The organism is Actinokineospora cianjurensis, from assembly GCF_003663795.1.
Lineage (GTDB): Bacteria > Actinomycetota > Actinomycetes > Mycobacteriales > Pseudonocardiaceae > Actinokineospora > Actinokineospora terrae.
Map to the genome: position 1 here is coordinate 104,419 of NZ_RCDD01000006.1, position 15,273 is coordinate 119,691.

At 69.3% G+C, this 15,273-nt stretch carries 12 protein-coding genes; 4 read left to right on the plus strand and 8 right to left on the minus strand.

Annotated features, from left to right (window positions below; all coding sequences use genetic code 11):
* The first annotated feature begins 19 nt into the window (after positions 1–19).
* The 4 genes from CLV68_RS27680 (at position 20) to CLV68_RS27695 (ending at position 4,167) form a co-directional block, all read left to right on the plus strand.
* Entirely contained in the window at positions 20–1,534 is a 1,515-nt protein-coding gene (locus CLV68_RS27680) for an Eco57I restriction-modification methylase domain-containing protein (protein WP_121393842.1), read from the plus strand.
* Positions 1,531–2,490 carry a BsuBI/PstI family type II restriction endonuclease gene (locus CLV68_RS27685; RefSeq protein WP_121393843.1) on the plus strand — a complete coding sequence of 320 codons (960 nt, stop codon included), beginning with the start codon at positions 1,531–1,533 and terminating at the stop codon, positions 2,488–2,490. The genes CLV68_RS27680 and CLV68_RS27685 overlap by 4 nt, the downstream gene beginning before the upstream one ends.
* Before the next feature lie 179 nt (positions 2,491–2,669).
* Complete coding sequence (locus tag CLV68_RS27690) at positions 2,670–3,497, plus strand: ATP-grasp domain-containing protein (protein ID WP_121393844.1); 828 nt, start codon at positions 2,670–2,672, stop codon at positions 3,495–3,497.
* A gap of 22 nt (positions 3,498–3,519) precedes the next feature.
* Positions 3,520–4,167, plus strand: coding sequence for a Clp protease N-terminal domain-containing protein (locus tag CLV68_RS27695; protein WP_121393845.1), 648 nt, complete (start codon positions 3,520–3,522; stop codon positions 4,165–4,167).
* On the opposite strand, the gene CLV68_RS27700 is transcribed toward CLV68_RS27695, so the two are convergent.
* From CLV68_RS27700 to CLV68_RS27730, 8 genes are read right to left on the minus strand one after another with little or no spacing between them, the layout of a single operon-like run.
* Positions 4,164–5,468 (minus strand): protein kinase domain-containing protein, encoded by a 1,305-nt coding sequence (locus CLV68_RS27700; RefSeq protein WP_121393846.1) that lies wholly within the window; start codon positions 5,466–5,468, stop codon positions 4,164–4,166. The two genes, CLV68_RS27695 and CLV68_RS27700, sit on opposite strands and share 4 nt — an antisense overlap.
* Entirely contained in the window at positions 5,465–6,763 is a 1,299-nt protein-coding gene (locus tag CLV68_RS27705; protein WP_170224621.1) for a DUF4407 domain-containing protein, read from the minus strand. Before CLV68_RS27705 ends, CLV68_RS27700 begins: the two co-directional genes overlap by 4 nt.
* Positions 6,760–7,353 (minus strand): hypothetical protein, encoded by a 594-nt coding sequence (locus CLV68_RS27710; protein ID WP_121393848.1) that lies wholly within the window; start codon positions 7,351–7,353, stop codon positions 6,760–6,762. The genes CLV68_RS27705 and CLV68_RS27710 overlap by 4 nt, the downstream gene beginning before the upstream one ends.
* Positions 7,346–8,773: a vWA domain-containing protein gene (locus CLV68_RS27715; protein ID WP_170224622.1), complete on the minus strand. Its 1,428-nt coding sequence runs from the start codon at positions 8,771–8,773 to the stop codon at positions 7,346–7,348. The genes CLV68_RS27710 and CLV68_RS27715 overlap by 8 nt, the downstream gene beginning before the upstream one ends.
* The gene (locus CLV68_RS34290) at positions 8,770–9,819 is read right to left on the minus strand and encodes a hypothetical protein (protein ID WP_170224623.1); all 1,050 of its coding nucleotides are present in this window, start codon (positions 9,817–9,819) and stop codon (positions 8,770–8,772) included. The genes CLV68_RS27715 and CLV68_RS34290 overlap by 4 nt, the downstream gene beginning before the upstream one ends.
* Entirely contained in the window at positions 9,816–12,176 is a 2,361-nt protein-coding gene (locus tag CLV68_RS27720; protein WP_121393850.1) for a hypothetical protein, read from the minus strand. The genes CLV68_RS34290 and CLV68_RS27720 overlap by 4 nt, the downstream gene beginning before the upstream one ends.
* Positions 12,173–13,171, minus strand: a complete 999-nt coding sequence (locus tag CLV68_RS27725; protein WP_121393851.1) for a hypothetical protein — start codon at positions 13,169–13,171, stop codon at positions 12,173–12,175. The genes CLV68_RS27720 and CLV68_RS27725 overlap by 4 nt, the downstream gene beginning before the upstream one ends.
* Complete coding sequence (locus tag CLV68_RS27730) at positions 13,168–14,886, minus strand: serine/threonine-protein kinase (RefSeq protein WP_147460186.1); 1,719 nt, start codon at positions 14,884–14,886, stop codon at positions 13,168–13,170. The genes CLV68_RS27725 and CLV68_RS27730 overlap by 4 nt, the downstream gene beginning before the upstream one ends.
* Positions 14,887–15,273 lie beyond the last annotated feature (387 nt).

Genomic DNA, 15,273 nt, shown 5'->3' on the forward strand with positions numbered 1-15,273 from the left:
CGTCATAGACTCCGTGCACATGGGCGGTGGAGTGCTAGAAGAAGCCGAGCAAGTCCGAGTTCAGGCTCTGTCCCGGCTTGACAGTGGCGAGCAAGATCGGCTCGGCCAGTTCTTCACCCCGCATCTGGCGGCCGAACTGGTAGCGGCCATGCCCCGTCTTCCACACGGAGACGGGGTAATCCGTGTTCTTGATCCAGGCGCGGGTTCGGGAATGTTGATGGCGGCGGTCATCAATCGGGTGATCACCGAGCAGCCTGGTCGACCGCTGCACGTGACGGCGGTCGAAGTGGACGAAAGCCTGCTGCCTGCTCTGGCGGAGACCGCGGGCCTGTGCCAGACGTATGCGGCCGAGCGAGGTACTGAGGTGTCGGTCGACATCCGTCGTGAAGACCTGCTCGACTCGGTGGCAGGGGTGTTCCCGCAGGACGATCTCCTGGGCTCGTACGACCTTGTGATCATGAATCCGCCGTACGCGAAGATGTCTGTCACATCACCGTACCGGAAGGCGCTGTCGTTCTCCGGAGTTGACTGTCCCAATCTGTATGCGGCCTTCGTGGTCATCGGGTTGAGGCACCTGAGTGATATGGGCCAATTGGTGGCGATCACTCCGAGGTCGTTCGCGAATGGCCCATACTTCGAGCAGTTTCGAAAGTTTTTGCTGGCGACGCTGACCCTGGATCGAGTTCACACATTTGAGTCTCGGTCGACGGTGTTCTCCGATACTGGCGTCCTGCAAGAGAACATCATATTCTCCGGGACCAAACATGGAGAAGCCGACTCGGTCCGGTTCACAGTCAGCCGCGGGCATACGGATGAGGCGTCTGAGCACATCGTAGGCTACGACCAGGTGGTTCGCCCGGACGATCCGCACAAGTTCTTGTGGATCACTGCTGATCGGGATGATCAGTCGGCGGCGCGCCTCATGTCGACGATGTCCTGTGGACTGCCTGACCTAGGTTTGAAGGTATCCACTGGCCGGGTTGTCGATTTTCGGGCAAAGGGCAACCTTCGAGCGGTTCCGGCTGAAGGCAACCTTCCTTTGATCTACCCGGTCAACCTGCGAGGCGGCGTGATCGAGTGGCCGCAGGTGACCAAAAAGGCTCAAGGATACGCGATCGTGAATGACGAGGACCGCAAACTGCTCATGCCTAGTGGTTACTATGTGGTGATCAAGAGGTTCTCCGCGAAGGAAGAGCGGCGGCGTATCGTGGCTGCGGTGTGGGACCCCGTATACAATGGTGACATTGATGTGGCGTTCGAAAATCACCTCAATGTGATCCATGATGCCGGCCGCGGTCTTGGTCGAGCGGTCGCCATCGGGTTGAGTATCTGGCTCAATAGCAGCGTTGTGGATCGTTACTTCCGCACCTTCTCCGGGCACACGCAGGTCAATGCAACCGACCTGCGCGCCTTGCGCTATCCTCCACTGGATATTCTGCATGAACTCGGCAGTCGAGGGCAGACGCGGTTGGATGCGCAAGACGAGTTGGACAAGTGGGTCGAGAAGATCGTGCTCCCTGAGGTCGCAGCATGAACGATGTCGCATACGACCAGGTTGAGCATGCGCGTATCGTGCTGGAATCGCTCGGCTTTGACAAGGAACGCAGTAATGAGCGTTCGGCCAGAGTCTTGCTGGCCCTCCTCCAGTTGAAGCCGGGCGACTCGTGGTCCAGCGCTACCGCTCCTTTGCTGGGGACCCGGGCCATCATGGACTGGATTCGTGACGAGTATGGTGTTGATTACAAGCCCAACACTCGCGAGACAATACGCCGCTCAACCCTGCACCAGTTCGCTGAAGTGGCATTGGTAGAGCAAAATCCTGACCAGCCTGACCGTGCCATCAACTCGCCCAAGTGGTGCTACGCGATACCCCCGCGAGTGTTGAAGGTACTGCAAGCCTACGGCACCGGGCAGTTCTACGAACTGGTCGCGCAGTATCTCCGAGAACAGCCGGGTCTGATCAGTCAATATGCTGCGGCGCGCTCGCTGGAACGTATTCCGGTCGCGTTGCCAGACGGCCGTCCGATCACCTTGAGTCCTGGCGGCCAGAACAGGCTGATCAAGAAGATGATCGACGAGTTCTGCGAGCGCTTTACGCCGGGCGGCCAGGTGCTCTATGTCGGCGATGCTGACGCGAAGTGGGCCTTCTTTGACGAGAAGAGCCTCGTCGAGTTGGGCGTCGTAGTCGACCAACACGGCAAGATGCCGGATCTGGTCGTCTATTTTACCGCCAAGAACTGGCTGGTTCTCATGGAGGCGGCCGACTCGCATGGTCCGGTAGATGCCAAGCGGCATCGTGAGCTTGCGACATTGTTCGGGCAGTCCTCCGCTGGATTGGTCTATGTATCTTGTTTTCCGGATCGTCAGACGATGAGGAAGTACCTGAATCAGATCGCCTGGGAAACCGAGGCTTGGTGCGCCGACAACCCGACTCATCTGATCCACTTCAACGGTGAAAGATTTCTCGGGCCATACGGGGTGACGAAGTAGGCGCGTTCGTCAGCGCTATCGCGGCGGCGAACCGGCACGGCAGTCCGATCGCCTGCTCGGATCTGCTCACTAAGATGATCTTGAGATCCAGCACGCGCGCGATCTCGGCCGTGTGTTTCGGGGCATCGGGCGGACGGTAAGATCTCTGGTGAGGGGCGTAATGGACACGGGGTGCGTGCGTGAAGGAATTTCTCGACGGGGTCGTGGGGTCGGCTGGGATCACTGATCGGCATTTCGTCCGGCACGTGGAGCGGGCGGTGGCCGAGTTGGGTGGGCGGGTCGCGTGGCACAGCGGGCACTGGATCGGGGAATTGATCCTGGGGGCGAGCCGGGGGTTGATCATCGGGTATTCGTTCCCGTTGAACAACGTGGCCTCGGCCAAGGCGGCGGATGACAAGGTCGCGACGACCGTGCTGCTGCGGGCGGCGAAGGTCGGGTGTGTGGACCACCAGTTGGTGCGGCCGGGGTGGAGTGGGTCGCCGTCGATTCGGTGGGAGCGGGAGTTGCCCGTCGTGGTGAAGCCCAACACCGAGTCCGGGGGGCGTGGGGTTCGGCTGGTGAGCACGATCGACGAACTGCACTCCGCCATCGGTGAGCTCTCCACCCGCTACCGGGCCATCGCCTGGTCGTCGTTCCTGTCGATCACCGACGAGTACCGCACCGTGTTCCTCGACGGCGCGATGGTGCTGGCGTTCCGCAAGGTCCGGTCCGACCCGACCGAGTGGCGGCACAACCTGCACCTGGGCGCCACACCCGAGGTGTGCACCGATCAGTCCACTCTGGACAGTCTGGCCCAGGTCGGCGCGGACGCCATGGTCGCGCTCGGGCTGCGGTTCGCCACCGTCGACGTGGTGGTGGTCGACGGTGAGCACCTGGTCATGGAGGTCAACAGCGGTGTCTCGTTGGAGCGGTTCAGCAGGCACAGCCGGGAGTACTCGGCGCTCGCGGGCGAGGTCTACGCGAAGGCGGTCGCGGCCAGCGTCAACCAAGGGTTGACGGAAGCCTGATCGTCAACCTAGGGTTGACGTCATGAACGCACCCAGGCTCGACGACCTGATCGCCGCCATCGAGGCCCGCGCCGACGACCCGCTCGACCGGCTCACCGAGGCCGCGCTGCTCGGCCGCCACCTCGACGAGGTGGCCGACCACCTGATCGGCCACTTCGTCGACCGCGCCCGCCGCTCCGGCGCGTCCTGGACCACCATCGGTGACAGCCTCGGCGTCACCAAGCAGGCCGCGCAGAAGCGGTTCGTGCCCACCGACCCCGCCACCGGCGAGGCGGACGTCCGGATCTTCGCCCGCTACACCGACGGCGCCCGCCAGGTCGTCATCCGCTCCCAGGAGCAGGCCCGCGCCGCCGCGCTCCCGGAGATCCAGCCGGGGCACCTGCTGCTCGCCCTGCTCCAAGATCCCGACGTGGCCGCGCTCGTGCCCGCCCCGGCCGAGGTCGAGGCGACCACGAAAGCCGTCCTCGGCACCGGCGACGCGCCGACCGACGGCCCGATCCCGTTCTCCGCCAAGGCGAAGAAGGCCCTCGAACTCGGCCACCGCGAGGCGCTGCGGCTCGGCGCCGAGAAGATCTGGCCCGAGCACCTGCTGCTCGGCATCCTCACCGACGCCCCGGACTTCGGCGTCACCCGCGCCGACGTGGAAACCGCCCTGCGCGCCCGCGACTAGCTGACGACGACCTTCCCCGGTCCGATCACCACCGCCAGGCACGCCCGGTCGGCGATCACCCACCGGTGACCGGCCCACGTCCGCTGGTCGACCTTGTCCCCCGGGCGCAGCGAGAACCAGAACCGTTGCGCACCGTCGAAGTCCACCCAGTACACCACCAGCGCCACGCTGTCAGCACGGGCGTTCTCGAAACTCAGCAGCACGGGTGTTGTGGAGTTCGGCGTCGAGAACTCCCCACCGCAGCCCGTGATCGTCGCTGTCCCCCTGATCCACTCCGCCGGTGGAGGCGCCATCTCGGCGGTCGGTGGAGCGGAAGGCGGCGGTGTTGTCGATGGCAGCGATGTCGGCGACGGTTTGACTATCCCGATCGGGCTGAGCGATGGGATCAGCAGAGCGAGCAGCACCGCGCAGGCGCCCAGCCCCAACGACAGCAGCGGCACCCGCCACCCGCGCCGCGCCGCCGGTGCGATCTCCACCGGCTGCTCCACCGTGGTTGTGTCGAGGGATGTCCGTGCGGCCGCGATGAACGCCGACGCGCTCGGCATCCGGTCATCCGGCCGCTTGGCCATCGCCTTGACCACGACCTCGTCAAGCGCCCAGGGGACCTGTGGTGCCAGGGTGGACGGTCGTGGTGGGTCCTGGGTGAGGTGCGCGCTGATGATCGCGGGCAGGTTCTTCCCCGGGAAGGGTTTGTGCCCGGTGAGGCACTCGAAGAGCAGGCAGCCCAGTGAGTACACATCGGACTGCGCGCTGGCTGCCCCCGCGCCGAACCGCTCCGGGGCCATGTAGTCAACGGAACCGATGAACATCCCGCTCTTCGTCAGCCCGGTGGTCCCGGTCGTGCTGACGGCGATGCCGAAGTCCAGCAGGTAGACGTGGTCGCCGTCGAGCTTGATGTTGCCCGGTTTGACATCCCGGTGCACCAGACCAGCGGTGTGCGCGGCTTGCAGCGCGACCGCCACCTGGCACACCACGTCCACCGCCCGCGCGACCGGCAGCGGACCGCGGTCGAGGACGTCGTCGAGGTCATCGCCTTCGAGCAGCTCCATGGCCAGGTACAGCCTGCCGTCGACCTGGCCGAAGTCGAGCACCGGCACCACGTGCGGCGACTGGATCCTGGCCAGCAACCTCATCTCCCGCTCGAACCGCACCCGGCCCAGCGGATCGTGCGCCAGGTCCCGGGTCAGCTGCTTCAATGCCACGTACCGGTGGTTGAGCGGGTCGTAGGCGCGGTACACCTCACCCATGCCGCCCCGGCCGAGCAGACCCTCGACCCGGTACCGGCCGAAGGCCGCGGTCACCGGCCCGGTCCGAACCAGCCGTTGACCTCGGCCGCCGCCCGCGCGTCGGCGGCGTGCGACCAGCGCATGATCGTCCGCCGGGCCAGCTCGGCCTGCTCGGCGACCAGCAGCTGGTTGGCCACCAACCCGGCCTCGTACTGCCGGTGCAGCGCGTCGTGCTCCAGATCGGCCTGGCGCTGCTGGATGTCGTCCTTGACGAACTCGGCGCGCGAGATCTCCTTGGCCCACTCCCGCCGCGCGGACTCGGAGAAGTCCTCGACCATCAGGTCGTACGCGGTGGGCGGTCCGGTGACCTGCAACAGCTTCACCAGCACCGGCAGCACCTCGATCGAGAGGAACAGCAGGAACAGCAACAGCTGCGCCGACGCGAGGTCCGACCGGTCGCCCGCCAGGGCGCCCAGCGCCTCCAGCCGGGCGAGCAGACCGTCGTCCGACGCGGTGCGGGCGGCGAACTCCCGTTGCGCGTTCTCCTTGGTGGCACGGGCGGCCGCGAGCTCGTCGGTCAGCCGCTGTGCCTCCGCCCGCGCCGAGGCCGAGGTGGTCCCAGCGTTCGCGACGGCGTTCGCCCGCGTCGTCTCCAGCTCCCGTTGGGCAGCCTGGTAGTCGGCGTACGCGATGTCCCGGGAGCGCACCGCTTCCCTTGCCGCCTCGGCGATCCCGGGAGTCCCGGTCCCGCACGTGCCGTCGATCTCGCACTGCGCTCGTTGCCGCGCGTCGGTGTAGGTCGCCAGCGCGGTCGCGGCCTTCTTCTCCGCCGCCTGCACGGCGGGATCCGCCTCCGCCACGGCCTGCGCGCTGCGGTCCGCCGTCGCCTGGGCCTGGGCCTGCCGCTGCTCCAGCGCCGGGATCCCACCTATGGTCGGGTTCTGGGTCAGTTGCTGCTCGAAGGCCGCGGTCCGCTCGGCGCGCAGCACGGTCAGCTGCGCGTCGATCTCCGGCTGGAAGATCCGCAGCACCAGCGGGGTGGAGATCACCGCGCCGAGCAGCACGGCCAGCGCCAGCCGCGGCACGGCGGTGAGCAGGTTGCGCAACGCGCTGTGCTGCTTGCTGATGCCGATGATCAGCTGCCGGTCCAGGTTGAGGATCACCACGCCCCAGGCGATGCCGCCGACCACGCCCGCCCACAGCGGGGCGTGCACGGCCATGACCATCGCGAAGCACGCCGACACCGCGGCGACGGCGGCGGTCGTGAGCAGCACACCGCCGGTCGTGGTGAACCTCGGCCGGTCGACCGGCGAGCGGTCCAGGGTCTCCAGGTGCGCGCCCGCGAGCCTCGCCAGCATCCTGCGGATCACCGGGTCCTCCTGGTGAACGGGGCCGGGCCGCGCACCGCGAACGGGCTCCGCCATGCCGTGAACAGGCTTCGGATGATCCGGGTCGCCGCGCCGCCGCGCGCGCAGCGGCCCGCGTCGGTGACCACACCGGTCGACCAGAGCTCGCTCGGGGGCGTCACCCAACTCGCGGACAACGAGACCCTCGTCGGCCGGTCGGGCAACCCGAGCGACCGGAGGGCCAGGGTGACCGGGGTCAGGTCGATCGGGATCGGGTGCGAACCACCGAGAACCGGGGTCGGCGGGCCGGGGAAGTCCACCAGCGGCAGGGGGATCCTGGTCGCGGGTTCGAAGGCCGCCACCACGCGGGTGATCTCGTCGTACGTGTTGCCCTCGCCGTACGCCCTCGCCGAGACGAGGCCGCTGGCTGTGAGCTTGAAAGTCCGTTCTCCCAGCGCTTCCGTGGACTCGAAGTGCTTGCCGCCCGGTGCCGTGATCCGCACACCCCACGCGCCGCGCGTACGCCACCGGACGGTGATCCGGCTCCCGGTCGGCACCGCGATCCGGTCCACGTCGAACCAGGTGATCTCCGGGCCGAGTGGTGCGTCAGTCATCGGAACTCCTCCCGCCCCGGTAGAGCATCGACACGCCGTGCACGATGAGCTCGTCGTCCACCAGGCACCGCCGCGGCTCGAACGGCTCGCCCCGGTGCGGGGTGTAGACGATCTGCGGTGGCCCTCCACCGGTGCCGGTCACCGCGTACTCGCCGCGTTCACCCGCCACCCTCGGCCTGGCGAACCGGACTTCCCGCTTGCCGTCGAGCCGGTACGCGGCGCGCCACCCGTCGTAGCTGGCGATCAGCACGCCATGCATCCTGGGCTTGCGCCGGTGCCACCGCGCGTACCCGGCGATCACCAGCACCGCGACGGCGAGCATCGGCAGCCAGATCAGCGCCAGGCTGATGCCCACGGTCTTGGTGCCCACCCAGCCGGTCGTCGCGTCCAGCGGGCGCACCAGGACCGGAAGGTCCAGTTCGGACTCAAGCACCGACCGCCACGGCGTGTCGACCGTGCCCACCAGCCGCGGCCGCACGTCGATGTCGGCGCGCTGGCGGCCGACCTTGGTGCTGCCGAGGACTTCGACGTCGGCGGTGAGCGTGAACCGGCGGCGTTCCCCGGGCTTGAGCGTGATCCGGTCGGGCAGGCCGGTGGCCGTGCCGCCCGACAGCTCGACCCTGGTGTTGGTCACGATCAGCGGCAGGTACTTGGTGTTCGACGTGAGTTCGACCTCGAACGGGACCGGCTCACCCAGGTCGACATCTTGCGGCAAACCGGGCCAGGCGACATCGATGCCACCGGTGACGTCCTGCCGGAGCTTGCTCGCGGCGCTGGCCCGGACGAACTGGACCCGCAGGCGTTCCAGCAGGGGGCCGATCTGGTCGGGGTCGCCCGATCCGAGCACGGTGGTGTCCGGGATGACGGTGCGGAGTTGGCTCTTGCCGGATTCCCCGGTCGCCAGCGGGATCGTGAAACCACGCACGCGGTCGGCCAGTTCCCGGCCCCGGCCCACCAGGTCCCGCCAAGCGGCGGAATCGGGAGAGGAGTACGCGCTTGCGTTGGGAGGGGCCGTTTTGCCGTCGGTCAGCATCACGATCGCCCCGCCGCCTGCTGCCGTGGAGGTCTTGAGGATGTCCACGGCAAGGCTGATCGCCTTGCCGGTGTCGGTCGCCTCGCCGATCGGCGGCGGCATCCTGTCGACGGCCGCCGGGCGGTTCTGCGGGGGCAGGTCGACCACGTGGGGGTCGGTGTCGAAGGTGATGACGGTGACGGTGTCGCTCGCGGGCAAGGCGTTCAGCAGACCGCGCAGGGCCTCCCGGGTGCTGTCGTACCGGTGGTCGGTCGCCATGGAGGCTGAGGTGTCGACGAGGACGACGAACTCCGCCGGGGCGTCGGCGAGGCCCAGGTCCCGGTAGACCTCGGCGGACCCGGTCTGCGCCGCGAGGACCAGGGCGGCCGCGGTGAGCAGGGAGATCATCCGGCCTCCTCGACGGGGGTGAGGTGGTGCAGGCGGGTGCCGATCTGGAGCGCGCCGTAGGTGCCGTGCCTGGGGTGCAGGGTGAGGTCGTGGCTGCCGGGGGCCGTGGCGGTGGGGAGCCCGGCGGGGAGCCAGGGGCCGGTGCGGTGGAGTTGGATCACGACCGGGAGCGGCGCGGTGTGGTCCTCGGTCACCGTCAGCCGGGTGGGCGTGGCGGATAGTGGCAAGGTGGTGGTCTCCAGGACGCCGTTCTTGATCAGGTGCGCCACCACGGCGACCTCGTGCGGGTACGCCAGCAGCGCGGTCGACTCGCCCTGGGCGATGAGCAGCGCGCCCCGCGCGGTCTCGGTCGCGTCCGCCCAGCGCGCCGAGGAGATCCGCCCCCCTGCGGCGGCCCGGATCGCCTCCAGTGTCGCCGTCGTCGCGTTGCCGCCCGTCACGACCGCGTGCGGCGCCAGGGTTCCGTCGAACCGGCCCAGCAGTCGCTTCACCGCCGCAGCCGCCGCCTCGCTCGGCGATTCGCGCCACCCCGCGCTGGTCAGGTCCCCGTGCGCGGCGTCGACCAGCCGCGTCGTCGGCCCGTCGAGGACGTACACGGCCGCGTCCACCGTCGCCGCGCCGACGTCCAGCACCAGCAACGGCCCGGCCGCCCGACCCGGTCGTGCCTGCGCCGCCGCGACGCATTGCAGGCCGGGTACCAGCCGGGCATCGGCGAATCCCACGGCGTCGGTCAGCACCCGCAGCAGCACCTGCCCGGTCTGGCCGCTCTCCGGCGAGATCACCGAGTCGGCCCCGAACACCGCCCACCGGTCCGGCACGGCCAGCACCACGCTCGCCTTCGCGGGCACCACCGGCACCAGGTCGGTGAACAGGTTCCCGAGGAACACCGCCAACCGCCGCGCCGCCGTCCTGGTGGACCCGTGCTCCGCGATCCCGGTGGCCGAGCCCGCCGACAGCGGCGGGCTCGCGCACTCGTGCACCGACCCGGCCGTCGCGATCTTCGTCCGCGCCGTGCCCAGGTCGATCCCGACCGCCTGCCCGGTCACTGGCCACCGCCGCGGAAGCGGGGCATGCGCCAGAACGAGTGGTCGGACTGCCTGGCCAGGTGGTCCAGGTCGTCCCGGCTACCAGCGAGCCGGGGCAGGGCCTGCCGCACCGCGGGCTCGGCGGAGAGGTCGCGCAGGGCGCCGGTGATCAGTGACAGGGCACGCGCCAGCGGCTCGACGAGTTCCGCGGTGGACTCGTGCGCGGTCAGCAACGCCCGGGGGAGTTCGACGGACCCCTCGGTCCGGTTCGCCACGGCCTGCGCCAGTTCGAGCCACTGCACCGCCGACGGTTCCCACGCCGAGGCGACCACCGACCGGACGGCGGTGTTCGTCGGCCACCGCCGCGTGCACCAGACCACCAGCAGGTCGACCACAGTGGACACCTCGGTCTCGGCGGTCAGCTCCACCAGCGTCCGCCAGGCGTCGACCCGCTCGTCCCGCCGCAGGTACCCGTCCCAACGCCGCATGGTCTCGTAACGTTGCTCGTCGGCGAGAACGGCGTCAGCGAGCGCGGTCACCACCGCCTCGGGCACGTCCGGTTCCTCGACGCCCTCGTGCAGCAGGTCCCACAGCACGTCGAGCAGGTCCCAGTCCCGCTCGACCTGACCCGTGACCGCCGCGGCCACCAGCCCCCGCTCGGTGACGCCGAACTCCACCAACGCCGCCCGGTACGCGGGTGTGTTGCCGAACTCCACCTGTTCACCCGCGAGGAGGTCGATGACGTCCCGGTAGGCGGCCTGCGCGGGTTCCAGCTCGCACGCCCGCACAGGGGCCCACCACGTCGGTACTCCGCCCTGGCGCACACGTTCATGCGCCAGCGGCAACAACGCGGACATCACCTGACGTAGACGATCCGGCCGTGCCTCGGACTTGCGCAGCAGCACAGCCAACGCGCCCCCATCGGCACTGTCCAACGCGGCCAGGTCGGGTTCGCTCGGCGTCAGCTCCTCCATGAACGGCATCCGCACCGTCTGCCACGCCGTTGCGGCCCCGATCTGGTCTAGCTCGCGAAGCAGTGCCGCGTGTTCCTCCTGCGGTTCGCCGTGCAGCAAGAACCGTCCCACGTGGACTGACAGCGGCAGGGAGTCGACGACCACGGACGAGAGCGCCGCGGCCCACTGTTCCTGCTTGCCGAGTTCGACGACGACCTCCGCCGCCCTCACCGTCGACGGATCCTCGACCACACCCGCCGGAACCAGACCTTGACCGAACGGGTCCAGCGAGTCCACCGCGAGCGCCAACCGGGCGAACGGCTCAAGTCCAGCGACCGGAAACCGGGCATCACCGACCGCCGCGGCCACCCGCTCGCGCAGGGTCTCGTCGAGGGCGCCCGACCAGTGCGTGCGCAGGATCTCCTCGTCCTGCGTGATGTCCTCGGGCGACGCCTCGCACAGGTACGAGGCCAGCACGGCCTGCCGTTCGGCCCGCGAGTACTCCTGGAACAGCCCGAGCTGGACCAGCCTGCGCAGGTGGTGCCCTTGGACCACACCGGAAGACGCCAATGCCACCACGTCCGCGGCCAGCGTGATCTCACCCAGCGCGGCCCCGACGAGCGAGGTGTCCGGAGTGGTCACGTCGCGGCGCCGCTTGAGGTAGGCGAGCAGGTTCGGGTGTTCGTGGTACATGCGCACGAACTCCGCCCCGTAGCCGCTTTCCGGCTGGACATCACCGAACACCTCCACCGGGGTGTCGTCCGCGCTCTTGTGGTCGGTGAACGCCAACCGGAAGACCCCGGCCACGTTCGACCACGTGCTCGCGCTCAGCCAGGTGCGTGTACCGGAGGGCAACGCGTTGGCGACGCCGTCGAGCGCGGTCAGCCGCTGGGACAAGGTCAGGTCACCACCGCCCATCAGCGTCACCGGGTTCTCCAGCACAGCCGCTGCCGCGATGGCGGCCGTGGGCAGCCTCAGGCGCTGCGGCTCGGTCGAGATCACCGGTTCTGCGGTGATCTGCTTGCCCTGGAACGGTTCCGGAACGTCCCAGCCCAGGTCGATGCCCTTGACGGTGTGGTAGAGGTCGGCGAACCCCAGGTCGAGGGCCTCGGCCACCGGCAGGGAGAAGAACCTGGTGATCGCGATCCGCCGCCCGGTGCGGTCGGTGTCGTTGGTCCACTGCCGGATCCCGATGCCCAGGTACGTGACGCCCTTGAGGGTCGGCTGGGCGAACCACACCCACGGCAGCGCGTCCTGGCCGGACTCGGCCGCGGGCGAGTTGCCCGGGTTGTTGTGGGTGATGACCGACTCGAACTGCGCCGGGGTGAACGGGCCCGCGCTGGTGGCGAGCACCGCGTAGTCGTCCCGTGTGGACTGCCGCTTGCCCCACAGCGCCCAGTCCAGCCGCAGGGCGGCCCGGCTCACCACTTCTCCTGCTTGCGCACGACGTCGTGCAGCCACAGCAGCGGCTCCAGCACGTTGATCGGGTGCACCTGGCCCAGGATGCGCTCCTTGCCGTCCTTGACCTCGATGTTCCGCTCGCCGTCCGGGCGGAACCGGCCGTCGGCGAGGTAGAAGCCGATCGAGGAGGTCACGAAGTAGTTCAGCTCGCGGAAGTGGTTGCGCAGCGCCAGGTCGACCAGGTCGCTGTTGCTCTTCGGGTCCGCGCACAGGCGCTGGAAGAACTCCGCCGCGCGCGCGTCGGGCACCCTGGGCATGTGCGGCCGGTGCGCGTCCTGCACCACGTACCGCTTGGCCTCGGTGTACACGTCCTGCTCGTCGAACTTGTTGACGCACACCGCGACCCGCTGCGGGAGGTGGCCGTTGACCTGCCGGTGGGTGGTCAGCACGTGCCTGGCCAGCCGGGCGAGCACGGGCTGGAAGAAGTAGTAGGCGTCCCTGCTCTCCTTGTCGCGCTTGGGGTCGAACAGGTAGACGATCCCCTGGCAGTGCAGCAGGTGGTCGAGCAGTTGCTCCTCCTCGTGGTTGCGCGGGCTGGCCGAGGCGAGCCCGCCGGGGGAGAAGTCGGGGTCCGCGGCCGCCCCCGCGCCGGTGCCGCCGAACAACCGACCCGGCACGTCGAGCACGTCCAGCACGAACTCGACCACTTCGGACCGTTCGACCGGCATGCCCAACGCGTTGCGCTTCTTGACCTTGCGGTGCCCGGTGAACCGGAACCCCAACCGCGTCGGTGCCTCCGAGGCGACCGGGAAGGTCCGCTCGTGGGTCATCAGCCGGACCGACTCCATCAGGAACTTCTCCGACGGGTCGTCCATGCCGGTCATGAACCACTTGTACGGCCCCACGTGGCGGGTCGCGGCGATGTAGAGGGCGCCGAGGAACGTGGTCTTGCCGCTGCCGGGTGGTCCCCACAACCCGATCCGGATGTCCCCGGGCGGATCGTGCCGCGTTGCGTTCATCGGGGTTCCTCCTGCGGGAGTCTGGTGAGGGGGAAGGGCAGGGTGGCGGTCGGGCCGGTGCGGCCGAGCACGCGGGCGTCGGCGGCGAGCCGGTCCGCGGCGACCCAGTCCGCGCGCAACGGGGTGTGCGGTCTGGTCAACGCGGACCAGGCCGCGGTGGTCCACTCGGCGGACTCGGGGTCGCGGCGCTCCGGCTGGTCCCACACCGCGACCCGGTGGACGTCGTCGCGTTCGAGCCTGCGCACGAGGTCGTCCCAACGGTGCCCGTTGGGGCAGTGCTCGGTCGGGTGCGGCGGTCGGCTGCCCAGCACCACGAGGGTGCGCGCGACCGAGCGCCACGGAAGGCTTGCCGCCGCCCACAACGCGTCCTCCACCGGCGCCGCGCGCGGGTCGAGCACCGGGGTGGCGCGCAGGTCGTCGAGGAAGTCCCGCGCCGTGGCGACTCCGCCGAACTCGCGCACGGCGAGCACCTGCTGCGGCATCCGTCCTTTGTGGTCGGAGTACGCGAGCACGGCGACCCGCACCGACGCCGGAGCCGGGTGTCCCCGCTCGATGGCGTCGACCAGGGCTAGAGCCAGTTCTTGTCTTCGGGCGAACGCCGAACCGCCGAGTTCGACCGCCACGACGAGGTCGGCCGCGCTGTCGTGGCGCCGGTACCGCGCGGGCACCTGGTCGATCGCACCGGTCCAGGCCGCCGGGGCCGGTTCCGCGTCCGGTTCGACGACCTCCACGGTGCACGGCCCGGTCAGCCGGAAGCGCACCGCGTGTTCCCGGTCCGGCGCGAGTTCCACCGTCGTCGTGCTGATCGGCGTGCGGCGCCACGGCGGCGTGCCAGCCGACCCGGCGACGACAGCGAGCAGTACCGGCTCGTCCTGCGGTGGAGCGGCAACTCGGACCACCGCTTCCGGGCTGTCGGCAGCCGTGGCCCCCTGGGGGAACAACGGCTGCACGACCACGGTGGTGCGCCCGTCGGCCGCGACATCGATGAGGACCAGACCACTGCCGTGCCGTTGCGGCACGTCCTTGGCCAGTTCCAACACCAGGGCGTCGTCGATCGCGGGCTCGTCGGCACCGACCACGTGCACACCGGACGGGTCGAGGGTCTCGTCGAGCGCGCGCCACCCCGCGAGCCGGTTCAGCACCACCGCGCCGTCCGGCCACCGCGGGAGGTCCAGCACCACGGGTTCCCCGCCTGCCAAGGCGAACCGGGCGCGGTCGTCGTCATCGGGCAGGCCGAGCGAGTGCCAGCACCAGCGCTGCGCCGACCGCACCCCTGGCCGTCCCAGGTGGTCGGTGCCCAGGTGCACCACGGTGATGCCGGACGCGGCGATGTCCACGACCACCGCGTCCGAGAGCAGGAGCGGCGTGATCACCTCGGCGACGGTCCCGAGCGCCTTCCGCTTGACCGTCGAGGCTTCGACCGCCGCCACCAGGTCCGCGCGCTCCGGTCGGGGTCCGCGCGCCAGGCCGGTCAACCGCTCGAACCTGGCAAGATCACCCGCTTCGGGGTACCCGGCCGCCAGCGCCGCCGCGGCCAGGTCCCACCCGCGGCACGCCCGCTCGAACGCCGCGGCGAAGGACTCCGCCCGCGCCCGCGACGGCGCGCCCGCCCACGGGCCCGCCGACAGCACCCACCCGCACCCGGGGCAGTGCGTGCCGACCGGATCGGCCAGCAGGCACACCGGGCAGGTCGTTCCCGTCCCACCGGTGCTCATTGTCGTTCCTGGTTCTCGAAGTGGTTCTCGGTCCTGGGAAATGGTTGACGGCGATTCCGGCGGCCGTGTCCGGCCGAGATCCCACCGCGGTCCGGCCGCATTCCGGATCGCCGCGATCATCGCTCTGACTAGGTAGTCCCCGCACCCTGCGAGATCGTTACAAGTAAGATCGCCCGGTGGCCTGATGTATTCGCGCGATCGTTACCTGGAACCGGTTGCTCGCGATTTTCGGTCAATGCTGAGCCACACTCGGGTGGACAGAAAATGGACACGCTTTCTGCGGGGAACGATTCCCGCAGTGCCCCGTACACCTCGACGTACGCTGGGTGTCACCAGGCGCGGTTACGGTCGGTCCGCACGGACGCGAGAACACCGCCCAGCAGAGCG

Coding starts and splice junctions, on each gene's coding strand:
- CLV68_RS27680 (WP_121393842.1), top strand. CDS start 20: ATGGGCGGTGGAGTGCTAGAAGAAGCCGAGCAAGTCCGAGTTCAGGCT.
- CLV68_RS27685 (WP_121393843.1), top strand. CDS start 1,531: ATGAACGATGTCGCATACGACCAGGTTGAGCATGCGCGTATCGTGCTG.
- CLV68_RS27695 (WP_121393845.1), top strand. CDS start 3,520: ATGAACGCACCCAGGCTCGACGACCTGATCGCCGCCATCGAGGCCCGC.
- CLV68_RS27710 (WP_121393848.1), bottom strand. CDS start 7,353: ATGACTGACGCACCACTCGGCCCGGAGATCACCTGGTTCGACGTGGAC.
- CLV68_RS27715 (WP_170224622.1), bottom strand. CDS start 8,773: ATGATCTCCCTGCTCACCGCGGCCGCCCTGGTCCTCGCGGCGCAGACC.
- CLV68_RS27725 (WP_121393851.1), bottom strand. CDS start 13,171: ATGAACGCAACGCGGCACGATCCGCCCGGGGACATCCGGATCGGGTTG.
- CLV68_RS27730 (WP_147460186.1), bottom strand. CDS start 14,886: ATGAGCACCGGTGGGACGGGAACGACCTGCCCGGTGTGCCTGCTGGCC.